Origin of the sequence: Amycolatopsis sp. 505, assembly GCF_031625235.1 — a bacterium.
Classification (GTDB): domain Bacteria; phylum Actinomycetota; class Actinomycetes; order Mycobacteriales; family Pseudonocardiaceae; genus Amycolatopsis.
On sequence record NZ_JACKQP010000003.1, the window covers coordinates 466170 to 484918 of the forward strand.

Here is an 18749-nt window from a genome sequence, read left to right on the forward strand (position 1 = left end):
CGGCGGTCCGGGAAGACTTCCGACCACACCGAGGCAGGCGCACGAACGACGAAAGTGGGCACCGTGAACAGGGAAACCGCTCTCACCCGGTCCCAGCTCCGCATGTGGTTCATGCAGGCGATGGACGTCCGGCGCACCGATCTGACGATCGCCTGCGCCGCCCGGCTCAGCGCCCCGATCGGGGTCGAGGAGCTGCAGCGCCGGCTCCTGGACGTCGTCGCCGGGCACCCGCTGCTGTCGGCGGTCGTCGACGCGGCGGCGGGTGAGCCGGTGTGGCGGTCGCTGCCGCCGCGGGAGGCCGTCCTCGCCGCGGTGCGGCCCACCGTGCGGGCGGCGAACCCGGCTCGGCTGCGCGCGCTCTACGCCGATTTCGCCGGGCAGCCGTGGGACCTCGGCCGGGAACTGCCGTGGTCGGCCGGCCTGGTCGTGACGCCGGAAGCGACGTACCTGTGCTGCCGGTTCCACCACCTGGTGTGCGACGGCGACCGCTCGCTGGAGCTGTTCCTCGCCGGGCTCGACGACCGGCCGCCGGCCGCGGCCGGGCCGGACCTCGGCCGGCTGGTGACCGAACCGCCGCTGCCGGAGGACGCCGGCGCGGAGGTGGCCCGGCTCGCCGGGGCGCTCACCGCCCCGGGGGACCTGCGGCGGCGGGTGGTCGAGCCCGATCCCGGCGGCCACCGCTGGAGCGGGGTGCTGGACCCGGGGCCGGACGGCGAGCCCGACGAAGTCCACCTCCTGCGGCGCCTGCGGGCGGCGACCGCCCACCTCGTCCCGGGGGAGCAGCTGCTCGTCGCGATCCCGTTCGACGGCGGCACGCCGGAGCAGGACGGGCAGTTCGGCTACTTCGGCAACCCGGGGATCGCCGTCCTGCCATCGGACGACGATGACCCGCGGTGGGCGCAGCGGGAGTACGACCGGGCCCGTGCCCTGGCGCAGGTGCCGTTCCAGCACGTCATGGCCGACGACGGGTTCCGCGCCGCGGCCGACCCGGCCCACCCCTTCGACGTCCTGCTCGTGCCCCGGACCCTGTTCGGCCACCGCGGGGAGCTCGTCGAGTCGGTGGCGGAGCCGGCCGTCAGCAGAACGCCGTACGCCCTGGTGCTCAACCACTGGCGGGACGGTGCCGGCCGGCTGCGCGTGCATCTGGAGTCCACTGTGGTCGGTCCGGAGGTGCTCGACCACCTGGGCGCGAAACTGCAGGGCGGCACGGACCACCGCGACGACGGCCGCCAGGAAGCACCGCAGGCGGAGCTCGACGTGCTCGATCGGCTGTCCGCCGTGGTCGAGGCCCAGCCGGACGCGGTGGCCGTCGACGCCCCCGGCACCGGCACGGCGTCCTACGGGCAGCTGTGGGCGGAAGCTACGGCGCTCGCGGACCTCCTCGGCCGGACGCTGCCGCCGGAGCACCGCGTCGTCGCGGTGGTCGGCCGCAAGCACCCCGCCGAGATCGCCTGCGTGCTCGGGGTGAACCTGGCCGGGGCCACCGTGCTGCGGCTCGACCGCGGCCCGGCGGCCACCCGGCGCGCGCTGGCCGGGGTGGCGGGGATCGGCGCGGTCATCCGGCTGCCCGGCTCCCCGGTGCGCGGCACCGGGCCGGAGGAATCGTTCGAAGGAACCTTCGGGACGTACCGGATCGTCGCCGGGGCACGCGGCCCGGCCGCCGGTCCGGAGCGGCCGCTCTACATCACGCTGACGTCCGGCTCGACCGGGCAGCCCAAGCCGATCCCGTTCGCCCGCGCGGACCTGTCCGCGCTGGTCGCCTGGCACCTGCGGACGTTCCCCTCGCCGCGGCGGATGCTCCAGTTCTCCAAGCTGTCGTTCGACATCGCCTACCACGTCATCTACGCGACGCTGTGTGGCGGCGGCACCCTCGTGGCGGCCGGCAAGGAAGTCCGCGACGACCCCCGGAAGCTGCTGGAGTTCCTGGCCGCGGCGGGGATCGAGAAGGTGTACCTGCCGACCGTGCTGCTGCGGCCGGTGGCCGAGTCGGCGCTGGTCGAACCGGCGGTGGCGACCCCGGCGCTCAAGGAGGTCCTCGTCGCCGGCGGCGGGCTGCGGATCACGCCCGAAATCCGCGAGTGGTTCGGCCGCACCTCGGCGCGGCTGGTCAACCAGTACGGCATGTCCGAGACCCAGGACGTCACCAGCCACCAGCTCGGCGGGCCGCCGTCCGGCTGGCCGGACCGCCCGCCGGCGGGCTTCCCCATCGACGGCGTCGACGTCCGGGTGGTCGGCGGGGACGACGTCGAACTGCCGCCGACCCTCAGCGGCGCGGTGGTCGTCCGGCGCGGCACCGATACGGTCGTCACCGGCGACGTCGGCTACACCGACCGCGACGGCAGGCTGCACATCCTGGGCCGGAACAGCCGGGTCATCAAGCGCCGCGGCTTCCGCGTCAACCTGCAGGCCCTGGAGGCCGAGACCGCCGCGGCGCCCGGCGTGGCCGATGCCGTCGCCGTGCACCACCCGACCCCCGCCGGCGGCATCGAGATCGTCGTCGTGGCGACCAGGCAGGACTCCGCCGCCGAGCCCGACCCGGCCGCGATCCGCGACCGGATCGCCGAACGCCTCGGCGAAGGCTACGAGTTCGAGCTCCGGTTCGTGCCCGCGCTCCCGCGGCTGGCCAACCACAAACCCGATCTGCAGGCGATCACGAAGCTGGCCGAGGAGGCCGGCGCCCAGCGGACGTCCGGTGCGCCCGCCGCCGAACCGGGCGCGGCGGGGTCGGCCGTGCTCGCCGCCGTCCGCGACCTCACCGGCAACCCGGCCGTCGACGAGCACTCCCGGTTCCTCGACGCCGGACTCGACTCGATCAGCCTGATGACCCTGGCGGCCCGGCTCGGCCGGGACCACCCCGGCCTGTCCGTCGCCGACTTCTTCCGCCACCCGGTGATCGGGGACCTGCAACGGGCCCTGGACCGGCCGGCGTCCCGGCCCGCCGCCGTCCGGCCCGAGCCGGTCGCGGCCGGCGAGCCGGACGAGGTGGCCGTCGTCGGCCTGGCCGGCCGGTTCCCCGGCGCCCCGGACGTCGAATCCTTCTGGCGCACCCTGCTCGACGGGACGTCCGCGGTGACGGCTCCCGGCGACGGCGGCACGTTCGTCCGCGCCCAGGGCCACCTGGCCGACGTCGACGCGTTCGACCACGCGTTCTTCGGGATCAGCCCGGCCGAAGCCCGGCGGATGGACCCGCAGGTGCGGGTGTTCCTCGAGCTGTGCTGGACCGCGCTGGAGGACGCCGGCGAGGTGGCCGGCCTGCCGGGCAAGAACGTCGGCGTGTTCGCGGGCGCCGGGTTGAGCACCTACCTGCTCAACGAGGTCGAGCCGCGGCGGCTGGCCGACGACGACACGCCGTTCCTGGAGCACAACACGCTCGCCGAACGGCTCGGCACCGACCGGAACTACCTCACCTCGACCGTGTCCTTCCGGCTCGGCCTGACCGGCCCCAGCGTCGTCGTGCAGGCCGCCTGCGCCACCGCGCTCACCGCCGTGCACACCGCCCGCCGGGCCCTGCTGGCCGGCGAATGCGACCTCGCGCTCGCCGGCGGCGTGTCGATCATCTACCCGCAGCCGGAGGGCTACGAGTACGTCGAAGGCTCGGTCCGCAGCCGCCACGGCGTGTGCCGCCCGTTCGACCGCGACGCCGACGGGACCGTCTTCGGCAACGGCGCCGGGGTCGTCGTCCTCAAGCGCGCCCGCGACGCCCGGACCGGCGGCAACACGGTCTACGCCGAGGTCGTCGGCAGCGCCGTCAACCACGACGGGGCCGCGAAGGCCGGCTTCAGCGCACCGAACCCGGCGTCGCAGACCCGGCTGATCGACGCCGCCGTCGGCGCTTCGGACCCCGTCGTCGACTTCGTGGAAGCGCACGGCACCGGAACCGCGATCGGCGACGTCATCGAGTGGGACGGGCTGCTCGCGTCCCGCCTGCAGGCCCCGGACGAAGCCACGCCGTGCCTGGTCGGCTCGGTCAAGGGCAACGTCGGCCACCTCGACGAAGCCGCCGGGATCGCCGGGTTCGTCAAGGCCTGCCTGGCCGTCCGCTACCGGCTCTACCCCGGGACGTACGGCTTCTCCGGCCTGCACCCGGGCCTGACCGGGACCGGCCGGTTCACGGTGACCGGCGACAGCCGCAAGCTGCCCGACGACCGGCCCGTCCGCGGCGGGGTCAGCTCGTTCGGCATGGGCGGTGCGAACTGCCACGTCCTGCTCAGCTCGCCGGCGGCCCCGCAGGCCAGCGAAGACGCCGGGACGCTGGGCGACCGCGACGCCCCGCTCTACCTGCCGGTCAGCGGCCGGAGCCGGGAGGCCCTCGGCGCACTGGCGACGCGGCTGGGCGAGCGGCTCGGCCACGACGCGGCCCAGCTGCCCGCGGCGAGTGTCGTGCGCACCCTCACCCACGGCCGCGAGCACTCCGGCGAGCACCGGGGCGTGCTCGTGCACGGCGCCGGCGCGCCGCCGTTCCGCGAGTTCCCCGCCGCCGCCGTGCGCGGCGAGACCGTCTGGGCGTTCCCCGGGCAGGGCAGCGGGTTCTCCTGGGACGCGGTGGCCGAGCTGGTCCGGTGGCCGGTGTTCGGCGAGCGCTTCCCGGCCCTGCTCGCGGAGTTCTCGGACCGGCTCGGGCCCGAAGCGTTCGAGCGGCACGTCGGACGGCGCACCGGCGACCCGGCGCGGCCGGTGGACACCGACGCGGCCACGTGCGGCGACCCGTGCACGATCCGCGAGCAGGTCCTGCAGTTCTCGTTCCAGCTCGCACTGGCCGACTTGCTGCGGTCGTTCGGCTGCGCCCCCGACGTCGTCACCGGGCACAGCCTGGGAGAGATCACCGCCGCGGTGTGCGCGGGCCTGCTGGCCGAACCGGACGCGCTGACGCTGGTGGCCGCCCGCTGCACCCTGATGGACGCCGCCCCGGCCGGGTTCATGGCCCAGGCACGCTGCTCGCACGACCGGGCCCGGGCACTGGCCGCGGAGCTCGACCTCGACGTCGCGGCGGTCAACGGCCCGGCGCAGGTCGTGCTGGCCGGCCCCCGGCCCCGGCTCGACGACCTGCGGCGGACCGCGTCCGCCGCGGGCATCCACCTGACCCCGCTGCCCGTCGGCAAGCCGTTCCACAGCCGGCTGCTGGCCGGGGCGGCCGGCGAGCTGGAGCGCGGCGCACCCGTCCCGGCCCACCCCGCCGCGGTGGCGTTCGTCGGCTCGAACGCGGCCTACGGCCCCACCCGCGAACCGGACGGCCTGCGCTACTGGACGACCCAGCTGACCTCGCCGGTCGACTTCCTCGCCGCCGCCGAGCACGTGCTCGGCCGGTCGCCGCACCCCGCGATCGTGGTCGAGCTCGGCTTTTCCGCCACACTCTCGCGCTTGGTGCGCGCCGCGGCGACCGACGGCGCGGTGCCGGCCCCGGAGCTGGTCTGCGACCTGAAGAAGTCCGTCCCCGGCTACGTCGGCAAGGTCGCCGCGGCGGCCTACCGCGCCGGCCGCGGGCCCGACTGGGCCGCGCTCAACCGGGTGACCGGCGGGGGCCTGCTCCCGCTGCCCGCCTACCCCTTCGACCGCACCGAGATCCGGCCGCTCGGCCCGGTGCCGCGGCGCGGGCCGCTCGGCGACGTGCTCGCCCCGGACGTGCCGTTCACCCTGGCTCCGTCCGATGAGGACTGGATCGGCGGCCACCGGGTCGGCGACCGCTGGCTCGTCCCGGCCGCCGGCATCCTCCGCCTCTTCGCCCGGATCGGGCGCGCGGTGCGCCCGGACGGCACCGACGTCCTGCTGGCCGACGTCTCCTTCGAGCGGCCCATCGCCTTCGAGGCCGAGACCGACGTCGTGGAGGCCCGGATCTCGGTCGCGTCCGGCTCGCCCGCCGAGTGCGTCCTGTGGACCCGGCGGCCCGGGCAGGCGTGGACCCGCAACGCCGCGGCCCTGCTCACCGACGAGGTCCGCGAGGTCGAGACCCCGGACGGCGCCGCCGGCCCGGTCGACGCCGACGGGCTCTACCGGCGGTTCGAAGCCCAGGGACTGCACTACGGCACCGGCTACCGCGGCCTCGCCCGGATCACCGCCGGCCCGGCGGCGGCGCGAGCGCACTGGCGGCCGGAAGAAGCCCGCGGGGACCGCACCCGCCTCGGCATCGGCACCGACGAGGTGGCCGCGGTCGACGGCGTGCTGCAGCTCGCGGACGTCCTGGCGGCCACCGCCGGACCGGACGTCCGGATGCCCGCGCACGTGGCGTGGGCCCGGCTGCGCGCGGTCGCGGCCCCGGCCGATCTGATCGCCGTCGGCCCCGACGGACCGGCCACCGTTTCCGGCGCCCTGTATGGGGAGACCGGGGGTGTGGTCGCCGAGCTCGCCGGCGTCCGGTTCCAGGGCGATCGCCGCGGGGGCCAGGTGGCCCACCGGCTCGTGTGGCGGCCGCACGTCCCGGTCGGCGCCGAACTGCCCGGCCCGGTGGCCGCGGCGCTGGAGGAGGCGCACGCCGCCCTGTCCGCACCGGACGACGAAGTCACGCGGTACCAGCGGCGCATCCGGCAGCTGGAAGACCACGCCGTGCGCGTCCTCGACTCGTCGGGCGCCCGCGAGTACCTGGCCGCCGCGACCGCGACCACACCGGCCGACGACCGGCGCCTGCGGGCCTTCGCGAACCTGCTCGACCGCCCGCGCCCGGCCGTCACGGAAGTGCCGCCGGAGGGCGCCCTGGACGCCGAGTGGGCCATCGTCGGCAACTGCGCCGGCCAGCTGCCGGGGTTCTTCGACGGTTCCCTCGACGGCGAGAGCATCCTCTTCGGCGGCTCCGGCGCGGCCCGGCTGCGGTCCTACTACCAGAGCTCGTTCCTGCTCAACCGGCTCAACTCCGCGCTGGCCGGGGTGGTCGCGTCCGCGGCGGCCGCGCACTCCTCCCGGCCGCTGAAGGTCCTCGAGGTCGGCGGCGGCACCGGCGCCACCACCGAGGGCGTCCTCGCCGCGCTCGGCGAACTCGGGGCGGACGCGGACTACACCTTCACCGACCTCAGCGAGGGGCTGAACCGGCTCGCCGCCGAGCGGTTCGGGGCGCACCCCGGCTTCCGCACGGCGCTCGCCGACCTCGACTCCGACGAGTCGGTCGGCGCGCTCGACGACGACTACGACGTCGTGGTCGCGGTGGATGTCGTGCACGCCACCCGGGACGTCGGCGCCACGCTGGACCGGCTCGCCGGGCGCCTCGCGCCGCACGGGATGGTCCTGCTGGTCGAAGACCTCAAGGCGCTGGCCTGGGTGGACCTGACCTTCGGGCTGCTCGACAGCTGGTGGTCCTTCGACGACGACATCCGGGCGGACCACCCGCTGCTGTCCGAGGAACGCTGGCGGACCCTGCTGGACAGCCGGTTCGGCCGGGTCGACGTGCTCCGGGCGTGCGGCGGGCTGCCCGCCGGGGACACCGTCGCCGACGAAGGGCTGTTCGTCTGCGCCAACCCGCGCCCGGCGGACCGGGACGAGCCGGTCGTCGTCGACGTCGCGACCGGTGCGGACGCCGGAGACCTGCTGCCCGCGTCGGCACGCACGGCCGTGCTGCGGTTCGAGGCCGGTGAGCCGGACGCGGACACGGCCGAGTGGTTCGCCGCCGCGCTGCTGCGGGCGGTCCGGCGGGCCGAGGAGCTGCCGCGGCTGGACACCCTCGTGTTCGGCACCCCGGACGGGGCCGCCGCGGCGCCGGCCGGGGCGATGGCCGCGGCGCTGGCCCGGGTCGCGGCCTCGGAAGACCGCCGGGTCCGGACCCTCGCCCTGGCGGTCGACGGGCACGGCCCGGCCGCGGAGACCGTCCGGCAGGTGAAGACCCTGCTGACGCACCGCGGCGCGCACGTCGCCGCACGGATCTGCGACGGCACGCTGCTGCTGCCCGCGGTCGAACCCGCCGGCCCCGCGCCGGACGGCGAGCCCCTCGACCACGACGCGCTGGTGGTGTTCGGCGGCTCGAGCGACCTCGCCCACGCCGTCACCGAATGGTTCGTCACGAACCACGGCACCGGCCGGGTGTGGCTGGCCGGCCGGTCGGTCCTCGACTCCGGCACCGAAGGGTTCGCCGCCCGGCTCGCGGACACCGGCGTCCAGGTCCGTTACGTGACGGCCGACGTCGGCGACGCGGCCGAGGTCCGCGCGGTGGCCGAGCGGGTCCTGGCGGACTCGGCGAAGCCGCTCGTGCTCAACCTCGCCGCGGTGCTGCGCGACGGCACGATCGACACCGTCGGCGCCGAAGACCTCGAAGCCGTGCTGCGGCCGAAGGTCCGCGGCAGCCACCACCTCCGGACCGCCTTCGCCGGCACCGCCGCCCGGTTCGTGCTGTTCAGCTCCACCAGCGTCCTGCTCGGCAACGCCGGCCAGGCCGCGCACGGCATGGCCTGCGCCTACCTGGACGGCCTCGCCGCGGCCCCGGACGTCGTGGCGGTGCAGTGGGGACCGTGGGACGGCGTCGGCGTCACCGCCCGGCGCGGGCTGAACACGGCCTTGCGCCGGGCGGGGGAGAACCCGTTGCCCGCGGCCGTCCTGCTGCCCGAGCTCGACCGGGCCTGCCGGACCGGGGAGCCCGGCATCGCGGCCGACCTGAGCGCGCCCGTCCTGCGCCGGCACCCGTTCCACACCGCCTTGCTGCCCGCCCTGCCCCGCCCGGCGGCCACTCCGGACGCGCCGGAAAGCACGAGCGCGGCCCCGGCCGGTGAAACCGCGCCCGATGGCGAGCTCGTCACCGCGGCGGTGGCGTCCGTGCTCGGGGTGGCGCCCGGCGAGCTGGCCGCGGACCGGTCGCTGGCCGACAACGGCGTCGACTCCCTGACCCTGATCGAGGTCCGCGCGCTCATCGAGCGCCGGAGCGGGGTCCGGGTGCCGCTGAACGACCTGTCCGACGCGCCGACCCTGGCCGCGGCCGCGGACGCCGTCCGGCCGCGGGTCGCCCCGGCGGCCACGGAGCCGGTGGCCACGGACCCGGTGTTCTACGTTTCCGGCATCTTCGGGCGGCTCGACGGCGCGCCCGACCTGGAGAGCGCGCTGACGACGCCGGGCGGGCTGGTCACGCTGGCTTCGCCGACCCGCGAGGCGGAGGCGGCGGGCCGGACCGACGTCGTGGCGGTGGCCGGCGACCTGGCCGATCGGGTCGAGTCGGTGCAGCCGGAGGGTGAGATCACGCTCGCCGGTCACTCGTTCGGGGCGATGGTCGCCTGCTCGCTGGCCGTCGAGCTCAAGCGCCGCGGGCGGACCCTGCGGCGGTTCGTGGCCGTCGACGGCGAACCGGTCGCCGCGGCCGCCGAATCCGCCGTCGAACCTGCCGGTGAAGCGGAATTCACGCGCCTGCTGGAACTGGGCGGCGGTGCGGGCCGCCTGTCCGGGGACAGCCGGGCCGAGGCCTGGGAGAGCTACCGGGTCAACTGCGAGATCGCCCGCTCGGCCCAGGTCGTCGGCGAGCTCGGCTGCCCGATCGTCATCGCCGTGCCCGAGACCGCCACCGGCGTCGGCCTCGGACCCGGCCGCGCGGCCGCGCTGGCCGCCGAAGCCGAGGAGAAGTTGGGAGGTACTTCCGTTGCCGTAGTCCGCATCCCGGGTGATCACTTCTCGATGCTGCGCTCGCCGCACGTCACCCGGCTCGCCGAACACCTCGAGTGAGACAACCGAAGGAGACACGAGATGACTTCCATCGCCACCCCGGCGGCCGCCACCGAACGGTTGCTGACCCCGGACGAGGCCGCGCAGTTCCACGAAGACGGGTACGTCGTCAAGCGCGGGCTCTTCTCCGCCGGCGAGCTGCGCCCGCTGCAGGACGAGCTCGACCGGCACCCGGACATCCGCGGTTCGCAGTCCAGCATTCCCGACCTCGAAGGGAAACTGTGGAAGGTCACCATCTGGTGCGAGCAGAACGACACCTACGCCGGCAAGCTGCCGCGCCTGGCCCGGATGGTCGACAACACGTCCCTGCTGCTGGGTGAGGAAAGCTACTTCTGGCACATCAAGCTCGTCCGCAAGAGCGACGACGTCCCCGGCGCGGTCGACTGGCACCAGGGGTACGCCTACTGGTACGACGACTGCGTCTACCCGAACACCGTCACGTGCTCGGTCGCGCTCGACTCGAACAACCTGGAGAACGGCTGCCTGAAGGTGGTCAAGGGCTCGCACAAGCTGGGCCGGATCGACATGGTCGACGTCGGCGGCGCGCACGTGGCCGACCCGGTGCGGACCGCGCAGATCCTCGACCGGCTGGAAGTCGTCCCGTGCGAGATGGAGGCGGGCGACGCGGTCTTCTTCCACGCCAACATGCTCCACGGTTCGCTGCCCAACAGCACCAGCCGGCCGCGCACGCTGATGCACTGCGTCTACAACGCGCGGTCGAACGAGCCGGTGGACCCGGAGAAGTCGCCGCACCGGGCCTACCGCCCGACGGAGAAGCTGCCCGACGACACGCTCGCGCGCGGCGACTACGACACCGTGTTCGAGAAGCACACCTTCTTCGCGCCGGAGCAGCTCAACAGCGTCGGCGGGACCCAGGTCTTCTGACCACCGCGGTCGTCCCCGGCCGGGAGTCCTTTGTGGACGGAGAAACCGGCCGGGGCCGGCGCGGTGCCGTAGGTTGGTCCGGTGGATGACGAGAGGTCAGACGTGGAGCCGTTGGTGCGGGAGAAGTCCGGCGACGCGCACGTGCGCCGGGAGCGGGTCGTCGGCATCCTGCTGATGCTGGGCTCGGCGACGTCGTTCAGCACGATCGGGTTGTTCACCCGGGCGACGACGCAGTCGCTGGGTGACGTGCTGTTCCTGCGCGGGGTGTTCGGTGCGCTCGCGATCTGGGTGGTGGCCCGGCTGTTCACCAAGCAGCGCATGACGGACCGGGAGAACTTCCGCTGGCCCGCGCTCGCCGTGGCCGGCCTGTTCACCGTCGGGATGACCAGCCTGGTCGGGGCCTACCGGCTCGGCAGCGTCGTGAACGTGTCGGTCATCTACGCGACCATCCCGATCGTCGTCGGGCTGGCCCAGCTGATCTTCTTCCGGCGCCGGCCGTCCCCGGTGTTCTGGGTGTCCGGCGCCGCCGTGGTGATCGGCGTCGGCGTGATGGCCGGCGGCGGCCTGAGCGGCGGCGACCTGGCCGGCATGGGCCTGGCCTTCGTGATGACGGTGTGCGTGGCGGGGGTCATCCTGATCTCGCGCCGGCACCGGGACACGCCGATGCTGGCCGCGTCCGCGCTGGCCTGCCTGCTCTCCAGCCTGCTCGCGGCCCCCTTCCTGGACCGCGACCTGTTCGACCCGAAGGGGTTCGCCGTCTCGGCCCTGTTCGGCATCGTGACCCTCGGTCTGGGCCGCGTCTTCCTGGTGCTCGGCTCCGGCCGCGTGCCGTCCCGGGACGCGTCGCTGATCGACGTCCTCGACGCGCCCATGACGCCGGTGTGGACCTGGCTCGTCCTCGGCGAAGTGCCCGGTGTCAACGGCATCGCCGGTGGCGCCGTCGTGATCCTCGCCGTCCTGCTCGGCGTCCGGTACGACCGGGAGTGAGTGCCGGTCGTCCCCGGCGTCGCGGGCGGCTTTCCCCCGAAGGTGGTCGAATCCGTGACTCCCCACATCAAAGCTGCTTCCGCCGGCGGAGGCGAAGCGGTGGCCGGCGTCGTCCTGGCCGACCTCGGCCTGCTGCTGGTGACCGCGTTCGCGTTCGCCCTGCTGGCGAAGCGCCTGCGGCAGCCCGCCGTGCTCGGCGAGATCGTCGCCGGGATCGCGCTCGGCCCCAGCCTGCTCGGCCTGCTGCCCGGCGACCCGACGGCGGTGCTGTTCCCGCCGGCGGCCCGGCCCTACCTGATGGTGCTTTCGCAGCTGGGCCTGGTGCTGTTCATGTTCGGTGTCGGCTACGAACTGAGGTTTTCGCGGCTGCGGGGCGTCGGCAAGCAGGTGACGGCGGTGTCCCTCGTGTCGGTCGCGCTGCCGTTCGCGCTCGGCGCCGGGCTCGCCCTGCTGCTGTACCCGTGGCTCGACCGGCACGAGCTGAAGATGGGCGGGGCGCTCGGGCCGGCGCTGTTCCTCGGCGCGGCGATGTCGATCACCGCGTTCCCCGTGCTGGCCCGGATCGTCACCGAGCGCGGTCTCCAGCACAGCCGGCTCGGCACGGTCGCCCTGGCCAGCGCGGCCGTGCAGGACTTCCTCGCCTGGTGCGTGCTGGCCGTGGTGGTCGCCGTCGTCACGGTGGGCGGTCCGTGGCCACTCGGCCGGATCGCGCTCGGCTCGGCGGTGTTCGTCCTCGTGCTGGTGTACCTGGTGCGCCCGGCCCTGAAGTGGCTGCTGGCGCCGGAGCGGAAGTGGGCGGGCAGCCGGATCGCGGTGCACACCGTGCTGATGGCCGGGTTGCTCACGTGTGCGTGGACGACCGACGTGATCGGCCTGCACGTCGTGTTCGGGGCGTTCCTCTTCGGCGCCGTGGTGCCGCGGGAGGCGGTCGCCGCGAGCACGCCGGAGGTGCCGGCGCGGATCGAGCAGATGAGCCTGCTGCTGCTCCCGGTGTTCTTCACCGTCACCGGGCTTTCGGTCGACCTCGGGACGCTGGGGATGCGCGGGGTGGTGATCGTGCTCGCGGTGATCGCCGTCGCGTGCGTGAGCAAGTTCGCCGGCGCGGTCGGGGCGGCCCGCCTCACCGGGGCCGACGGGCACCGGTCGGTCGCGCTCGGCATCCTGCTCAACACCCGCGGCCTGACCGAGCTGGTGATCCTCAACGTCGGGCTGAGCCTCGGCGTGCTCGACACGCGGCTGTTCACCGCGATGGTGATCATGGCCGTGGTGACGACGCTGATGACCGGGCCGCTGCTGAGCCGTCTCAAGCGCCGCGCGCCGGCGGCCGCCTCGGTCGTTGCACCGGCTCCGGCCCCGGCTCCGAAGGACGCCCCGGACGACGAGGACACGGCGCGCGCTGCATGATCGCCCCATGAGTGAAACCGGCCGGCTCCGGCGCCTGCGGGCGGCGGCGGTGCACGCGACCCTGGGTGACCCGGGTGCGCTGACCGCTGCCGTCGAGGCGCTGGAGTTCGTGCAGTACGACCCGATCCGCCGCCCGGGCCGCGCCCAGGACCTGATCCTGCGCCACCGGGTGCGCGGCTACCGCGAGGGCGGTCTCGAGCGGGCGTACGACCGGCTCGGCCTGGACGAGGGCTACTTGCACGTCTACGGCGCGATGACCCCGCGGCTGCGGGCGCTGGCCGACCCCCGCGGCCGCCCGGAGTTCGCGTACCGGCCCTCGGGCGTGGCCGCGGACGTCCTGGCGCTGGTCGGCGAGACGGGGGTCGTCCACCCTCGGGAGGTCGCGGCCCGCCTGGGCGACGCGCGCGTGGAGAACCTCTGGGGCGGGACGTCGACGGCCACCACCCACGCGCTCGACGAGCTGCACCGGCACTGGCTGGTCCGGGTCGCCGGGCGCCGCAACGGCGTGAAGCTCTACGGCCCCGCGGCACCGGTGTCCTCGACGGGCGACCCGGCGCTCGCGCTGACGAGGTACCTGGCGCGGTTGCTGATGCCGGTTCCGTTGCCCACGTTGCGAAGCGCGCTGGTGCAGCTGCGCCGCCGAGGCGGAATCGACGCGTCGGCGGCGGTCGATGCCCTGGTGGCTTCGGGGGAACTCGTCGTCGAAGTGGTGGCCGGGTGCGCGTGGGCCCGGCCGGCCGGCGCGGTCGTCCCGGAAACGCCGGTACCGCCGCGGGTCCGGTTCCTCGCCCCGTTCGACCCGGTGGTCTGGGACCGCCGCCGCTTCGAGCTCCTGTGGGGCTGGCCGTACCGCTTCGAGGCGTACACACCGGCCGCGGCCCGCAGGTTCGGGTATTACGCCCTGCCGCTGCTGACCGGCGACCGCGCGGTGGGCTGGGTCTGCTGCACGGTGACCGGTGGCGGCTTGGCCGTGGAGGGCCGGTTCGCCGTCCGGGAGGAGAAGGGCAAGGCATTCCGCGCGGGCTTCGACCGCGAAGCGGAGCGGCTCGCGGCCACCTTCGGGCTTTCGCTGCACTCGGCGACGTTGGGGGTGTGAGGGGTTCCGTCGCGTGTGGTGGGTCAGCCGCGTGGGTCGGGGAGTTTGCGTCCGGCCGCGAAGATGACCAGGGCGACCAAGACCTGGACCGCCATCACGCCCGCGAAGGCGTCGCGGATGCCGAGCACTCCGGGCTCCGCCAGCCACAGGTACGAGCTGCCGAGCGTGGCCACGCCCGCGGCCACCGACACCTGCTGCACGGTCACCAGCACGCCGCTCCCGGCGCCGGCCTGGGTGGCCGGCACTCGGGACAGGACGACGCGGAACATCGTCGTCATCGTCAGGCCCTGGCCGAAGCCCGCGAGGGCCATGCCCGGGACCAGGGCGAGGATCGGCACGTGCGGCCAGGCGAGCAGGACCGTGCCGATGAGGACGGCGATCCCGGCTGCCTGGGCGATGGCGCCCGTCGTCACCACTCGGTGTCCGATGTGGACTGTCAACCTGCTGCTGACCAGCGAGGCCACCAGGAACCCGACCGCCATCGGGGTAATCGCGAGGCCCGCGGCCGCGGCGCTGAACCGGAGGCCGTCCTGCAGCGTCAGCGCGTACACGAACAGGAAAGCGCCGAAGCCGGCGAAAAACGGGGCGCTGAGCGCCAGTCCGCGTCGCATGCTGGGCAGCGCGAGCAGGGACGGCGGCAGCAGCGGGGTGGCGTCCTGCCGCTCGGCCCGCCGCTGCGTGCGGGCGAACAGCACCGCGAGCACCGGGGCGGCGCCCAGCGACAGCCACGTCCACCACGGCCAGCCCAGCACGCGGCCGGCCATCAGCGGCACCAGGACCGCCAGGACCAGCGCACCGAACAGCGGGGTGCCGGCCCGGTCGAGGCCGAGCGGGCGCTCCGAGCGGCTCTCCGGCACGGTTCGCCGGAGCGCGAGCAGGCAGACCAGCCCGATCGGCACGTTCACCAGGAAGATGGGCCGCCAGGTCAGGCCGCCGAGGTCGGCCGTCACCAGGAGGCCGCCCGCCAGCTGGCCGACGCACATGGCCAGCCCCGAAGTGGCCCCCCACCAGCCCAGCGCCTTCGACCGCCGCTCGCCGGCGGTGGTGGCCTGGATGATCGACAGCACCTGCGGCACCATCAGCGCCGCCGACGCCCCTTGCGCGGCCCGGGCCGCCACCAGCAGGCCGGCCGTCGGTGCGAGGCCGCCGGCGAGCGAGGTGAGGGTGAACAGGCCGAGGCCGACGGCGAACAGCCGCCGCCTGCCGAAGTGGTCGCCGAGCCGCCCGCCGAGCACCAGCAGGGTGGCGTAGGCGATCCCGTAGGCCGCGACGACCAGCTGCAGCACGACGGGTGTCGCGTGCAGGGTGCGGTCGATGGTCGGCAAGGCGACGTTGACGATGAAGAAGTCGACGATCGACAGGCCGGCGCCGCTCAGCACGGTCAGCAGCCCGGCCGGGCCGAGCTCGGCCGGGGACCGCGTCCCCGGGCGCGTACCGATTGCTGTGTCCATGGTTCCACCCTCCGCGCTGCGGCGTCACACGACCGTCACTCGGCACAGCTCCACGTCATCCGCAACGCCGCGAGCGCTCGCTGCTCCAGCCGGGCGGCGTGCGCCGCGTCGCGCCCGGCGACCAGCCAGCCGATTTCGCCGCGGCACGCCGTGGCGTCGACGGTGACGGCCACCCCGGTCCGGGCCGGCCGGTCGTAGGCCACCTCGGCGATCTCGAGCGCCGCGACGGCCGTCGGGAAATCGCGCACCTTGATGCCCGCGCGGGTCAGCAGGACCCGGTCCCGGGTGTGGTCCGGCCCGGCCAGCGCCCGGGCGAGCCGCGCGACCGGGCCGTGCCGGCCGGCGCCGGCCCGCACCCCGCTGACGAACCACCCGTCCCCGGTCACCACCGAGTCGACGCGCAGCGCACCGGCGTACCCCCGCCGCCCCGCCTCGGCCGCGACGTTCACGCTGTGCGCGGTCAGCTCGGCGCGCAGGGCCGCGGTCAGGTTCCCGCCGGGCACTTCGAGGCCCGCGACGCCGGGCCGCCGTTCGGCGAGGCCCAGCAGATCGGGCGGACCGGCGGGCCCGGGCACCCAGAACTCCGCGACGTGGGCGCGCAGGACCCGGCGGTGCACCTCGACGAGCACGTCCGCGCCGCCGTGGTCGCTCAGCAGCGGCCACAGTTCGGCGGCGAGGAAAGCGAAGTCGCAGTCGTCGCCGGGCACCCGCACGATCGGGTGCCGTTCGTCGCGGATCTCGTCGTGCACGGTCACCACCAGCCCCTCGCCCCGGCCGGAATCCCGCCGGACGAGCACGCGCCCCGCGACGGGCAGCAGCGCCCGCACCGCCGAGCAGAGGCCGTGCTCGGTGGCGACCGGCCGGCCCGGCACGAGCGGAGCGCCGACCGCGCTTGCCAGCAAATGCAGCCCGGCGGGTCCGTCGAGCGCTTCGGCGCCACCGAACCGGAGGAACCGGCGGCACGCGGCGTCGGTGTCGCCGCCGACCCCGGCGAGGGGGAGGCCGAGATCGTCGGCGAGGGCCAGGACGCCGCGCCCGGGGCGGTACGGGACCAGCCGTCGCGCGCCGAGGTCGCCGGCGCGGAGTGCGGCCGCGGCCCGGCCGTCGTCCAGCGCGGGCCCGGACACGACCAGGTTCCCGGCGCTCAGCCGCGACCCGAGCAGGTCGCCGAGGTAGCCGAGGAAGTCGTCCCCGCAGCGGTGCGGCACCAGCAGCCGGTCCTGCTCCCCGAGGACGGCCACCAGTTCGCAGCCGCATTCCGGGCCGCCCGGCTCGACGGCGATGAGGTCAGGCATCGTGGCGTCCTCGGTAGAAGGGAAGACCATCGGGCCGACCCTGCACGACTCGCCGTGACCGCGGAGTCGCACCGCCGTCACACCCGCCGTCACCTGATGTGACGAGCCGCACGGTTTTCGCCGCCGCAACCGCCGTTCCGAGCGTTTCCGAATACGCTCTGTTCCGTTGATCAATGCGCTGCTCTATTGTCTGCGCCCTCCCATGTCTTGAGCTACCCTCGGCCCGTGGGAGGATTTACTGGGGGAGCACAACCGCTCCCGTCCGATGCCGAACTCGTCACCCGGCTCAGGGGTGGCGATGAAACGGCGTATGCGCTCCTTCTCGACGCGTGGTCGGGAAAACTCTTGCGCGTGGCGCGATCCTTCGTCAGCACCAACGATTCGGCGCACGAGCTGGTCCAGGACACTTGGCTGGCCGTGGTGCGCGGAATCGGCGACTTCGAGGGCCGCTCATCGTTGAAGACGTGGGTCTTCCGGATTCTCGTGAACGCCGCCAAACGGCGTAGTACCCAAGAAAGGCGTACCGTCCCCTGGAGCAGTGTGGTCCTGGCGGAGGACTTCGGGCCGACGGTCGACCCGTCCCGTTTTCGCGGTTCCACCGATCCGTACCCCGGCGATTGGTGGGCCTATCCGGCCGCGTGGCCGACGCCGGAACAGGAAGCAATGGCGACGGAAATCAGAAATGAAGTGTCGTCGGCGCTGACGGAATTGCCCGAGCGGCAGCAGATCGTGCTCACGCTGCGCGATGTCGAGGGGTGCACGTCCGAAGAGGTCTGCGAGATGCTGGAGATTTCGGCGGCGAACCAGCGGGTTCTGCTGCACCGGGCGAGGGCGGCGGTCCGGCAGCGGCTCGAAGACTACCTGACGCCCGCGCCGGCGGGCGACGACCCGGACGCGATCGCACCGTGACGGCCCGTCGTCGAGGGGGGCTGCACCGCGATCCTCGTGCGCGGTGTAACGCTGCGCGACCCTCCGACACTGTATGTCCGTAGCTCTTGGTTGCACGGCGGTGCCGAGGAAGGTCGGACAGGTAGTCTGAACGGGTGGTCGACATGAAGAAGATGACATGTCAGGAGCTGGTCGAGCTGGTCTCGGCCTTCCTCGACGGCGAGCTCGATCCGGCCACGGAGCGCCGTCTGGTCGACCACGTCGCCATCTGCGAAGGCTGCGGAAGCTACATCGACCAGTTCCGCCGGACGATCACCACGCTCGGCGAACTGCCCGACGAATCGCCGGGGGTGCTGGCGCCGGAACGCCGCAGCATGCTGCTGGCCGAGTTCCGCAAACTGCACCCGCCCGCGGACGCCCCGGACGAAGCCGGCAATTAGTTCGCCGTAAGGGATCGGTAACCGTGCTCGGAGCGCGGGCCGGGCCATTCTTCCCGTTGAATGAGGGGCAACCGACGACGTGGAGGAGAGCGAGATGAACCGCACCCGGCGGGTATTCGGGCGGCCCTGGTTCATCGGCGTGCTGGTGGCGGGGCTCGTCGCGGTCGCCGCGGGCCTGTACTGGTTCCAGCCGTGGCAGCTCTGGGTGGACGAAACGGTGCAGGAAGCGCTGCCCGAGCCCGCCGCCGCACCGGCGACGGTGTCCGTGCCGCCGGTGTCCTCGCCGCCGGTGTCCGTGCCGTCTCGCCCGGCGGAACCCGCCGACCTCGCGACCGGCAAGCTGATCAGCCACGAGCACCGGACCGCCGGAACCGTCCGGATCCTGCGTGCGGCCGACGGATCGCTCGTGCTGCGCCTGGAAAACCTCGAGACGAGCAGCGGCCCGGACGTGCACGTCTGGCTGACCGACGCGCCGGTGAAGCCGGGCAAGGACGGCTGGGCCGTCTTCGACGACGGCAAGCACCTCGACGCGGGCAAGCTCAAGGGCAACAAGGGAAACCAGAACTACCCGCTGCCGGCCGGGACGGACTTGGCCGGTTATCGCAGCGTGAGCCTCTGGTGCGACCGCTTCGACGTTTCCTTCGGCGCGGCGGAACTGGCCGGCCGGTACACCGAGGACTGAGCG

The 18749-nt window shown here is 74.3% G+C and carries 10 protein-coding genes; 8 read left to right on the top strand and 2 right to left on the bottom strand.

Annotation, left to right across the window (positions count from 1 at the left end; translation table 11 throughout):
• Positions 1-63 precede the first annotated feature (63 nt).
• The 5 genes from H5965_RS13695 (at position 64) to H5965_RS13715 (ending at position 13990) form a co-directional block, all read left to right on the top strand.
• Positions 64-9618 carry a polyketide synthase gene (locus H5965_RS13695; protein WP_310970044.1) on the top strand — a complete coding sequence of 3185 codons (9555 nt, stop codon included), beginning with the start codon at positions 64-66 and terminating at the stop codon, positions 9616-9618.
• A gap of 21 nt (positions 9619-9639) precedes the next feature.
• On the top strand, positions 9640-10503 hold the full coding sequence (locus H5965_RS13700) for a phytanoyl-CoA dioxygenase family protein (protein WP_310970046.1): 864 nt from the start codon (positions 9640-9642) through the stop codon (positions 10501-10503).
• Between the two features lie 114 nt (positions 10504-10617).
• A complete protein-coding gene (locus tag H5965_RS13705) occupies positions 10618-11490 on the top strand; it encodes a DMT family transporter (RefSeq protein WP_310970047.1) in 873 nt (290 codons plus the stop codon).
• A gap of 54 nt (positions 11491-11544) precedes the next feature.
• The gene (locus H5965_RS13710) at positions 11545-12894 is read left to right on the top strand and encodes a cation:proton antiporter (protein WP_310970048.1); all 1350 of its coding nucleotides are present in this window, start codon (positions 11545-11547) and stop codon (positions 12892-12894) included.
• A 7-nt stretch (positions 12895-12901) separates the two neighbouring features.
• A complete protein-coding gene (locus H5965_RS13715; RefSeq protein ID WP_310970050.1) occupies positions 12902-13990 on the top strand; it encodes a DNA glycosylase AlkZ-like family protein in 1089 nt (362 codons plus the stop codon).
• A 23-nt stretch (positions 13991-14013) separates the two neighbouring features.
• Here H5965_RS13715 and H5965_RS13720 read toward each other — a convergent pair whose 3' ends face one another.
• Both H5965_RS13720 and H5965_RS13725 read right to left on the bottom strand, forming a co-directional pair.
• A complete protein-coding gene (locus H5965_RS13720; RefSeq protein WP_310970051.1) occupies positions 14014-15441 on the bottom strand; it encodes an MFS transporter in 1428 nt (475 codons plus the stop codon).
• A gap of 35 nt (positions 15442-15476) precedes the next feature.
• On the bottom strand, positions 15477-16736 hold the full coding sequence (locus H5965_RS13725; protein WP_310970052.1) for a peptide ligase PGM1-related protein: 1260 nt from the start codon (positions 16734-16736) through the stop codon (positions 15477-15479).
• Between the two features lie 225 nt (positions 16737-16961).
• On the opposite strand from H5965_RS13725, the gene H5965_RS13730 reads away from it, so the two are divergent.
• The 3 genes from H5965_RS13730 to H5965_RS13740 all read left to right on the top strand — a co-directional run bounded on the left by H5965_RS13730 (position 16962) and on the right by H5965_RS13740 (position 18746).
• On the top strand, positions 16962-17645 hold the full coding sequence (locus H5965_RS13730) for a sigma-70 family RNA polymerase sigma factor (RefSeq protein ID WP_310970053.1): 684 nt from the start codon (positions 16962-16964) through the stop codon (positions 17643-17645).
• Positions 17646-17788: 143 nt separating this feature from the next.
• Positions 17789-18064: a zf-HC2 domain-containing protein gene (locus H5965_RS13735; protein ID WP_310970054.1), complete on the top strand. Its 276-nt coding sequence runs from the start codon at positions 17789-17791 to the stop codon at positions 18062-18064.
• Between the two features lie 94 nt (positions 18065-18158).
• Positions 18159-18746: a DM13 domain-containing protein gene (locus H5965_RS13740; protein ID WP_310970055.1), complete on the top strand. Its 588-nt coding sequence runs from the start codon at positions 18159-18161 to the stop codon at positions 18744-18746.
• Positions 18747-18749: the final 3 nt, after the last annotated feature.

Excerpts from the sequence above, each read along its gene's own strand:
- H5965_RS13715 (WP_310970050.1), top strand. The coding sequence starts at position 12,902 with ATGAGTGAAACCGGCCGGCTCCGGCGCCTGCGGGCGGCGGCGGTGCAC.
- H5965_RS13720 (WP_310970051.1), bottom strand. The coding sequence starts at position 15,441 with ATGGACACAGCAATCGGTACGCGCCCGGGGACGCGGTCCCCGGCCGAG.
- H5965_RS13700 (WP_310970046.1), top strand. The coding sequence starts at position 9,640 with ATGACTTCCATCGCCACCCCGGCGGCCGCCACCGAACGGTTGCTGACC.
- H5965_RS13735 (WP_310970054.1), top strand. The coding sequence starts at position 17,789 with ATGAAGAAGATGACATGTCAGGAGCTGGTCGAGCTGGTCTCGGCCTTC.
- H5965_RS13725 (WP_310970052.1), bottom strand. The coding sequence starts at position 16,736 with ATGCCTGACCTCATCGCCGTCGAGCCGGGCGGCCCGGAATGCGGCTGC.
- H5965_RS13740 (WP_310970055.1), top strand. The coding sequence starts at position 18,159 with ATGAACCGCACCCGGCGGGTATTCGGGCGGCCCTGGTTCATCGGCGTG.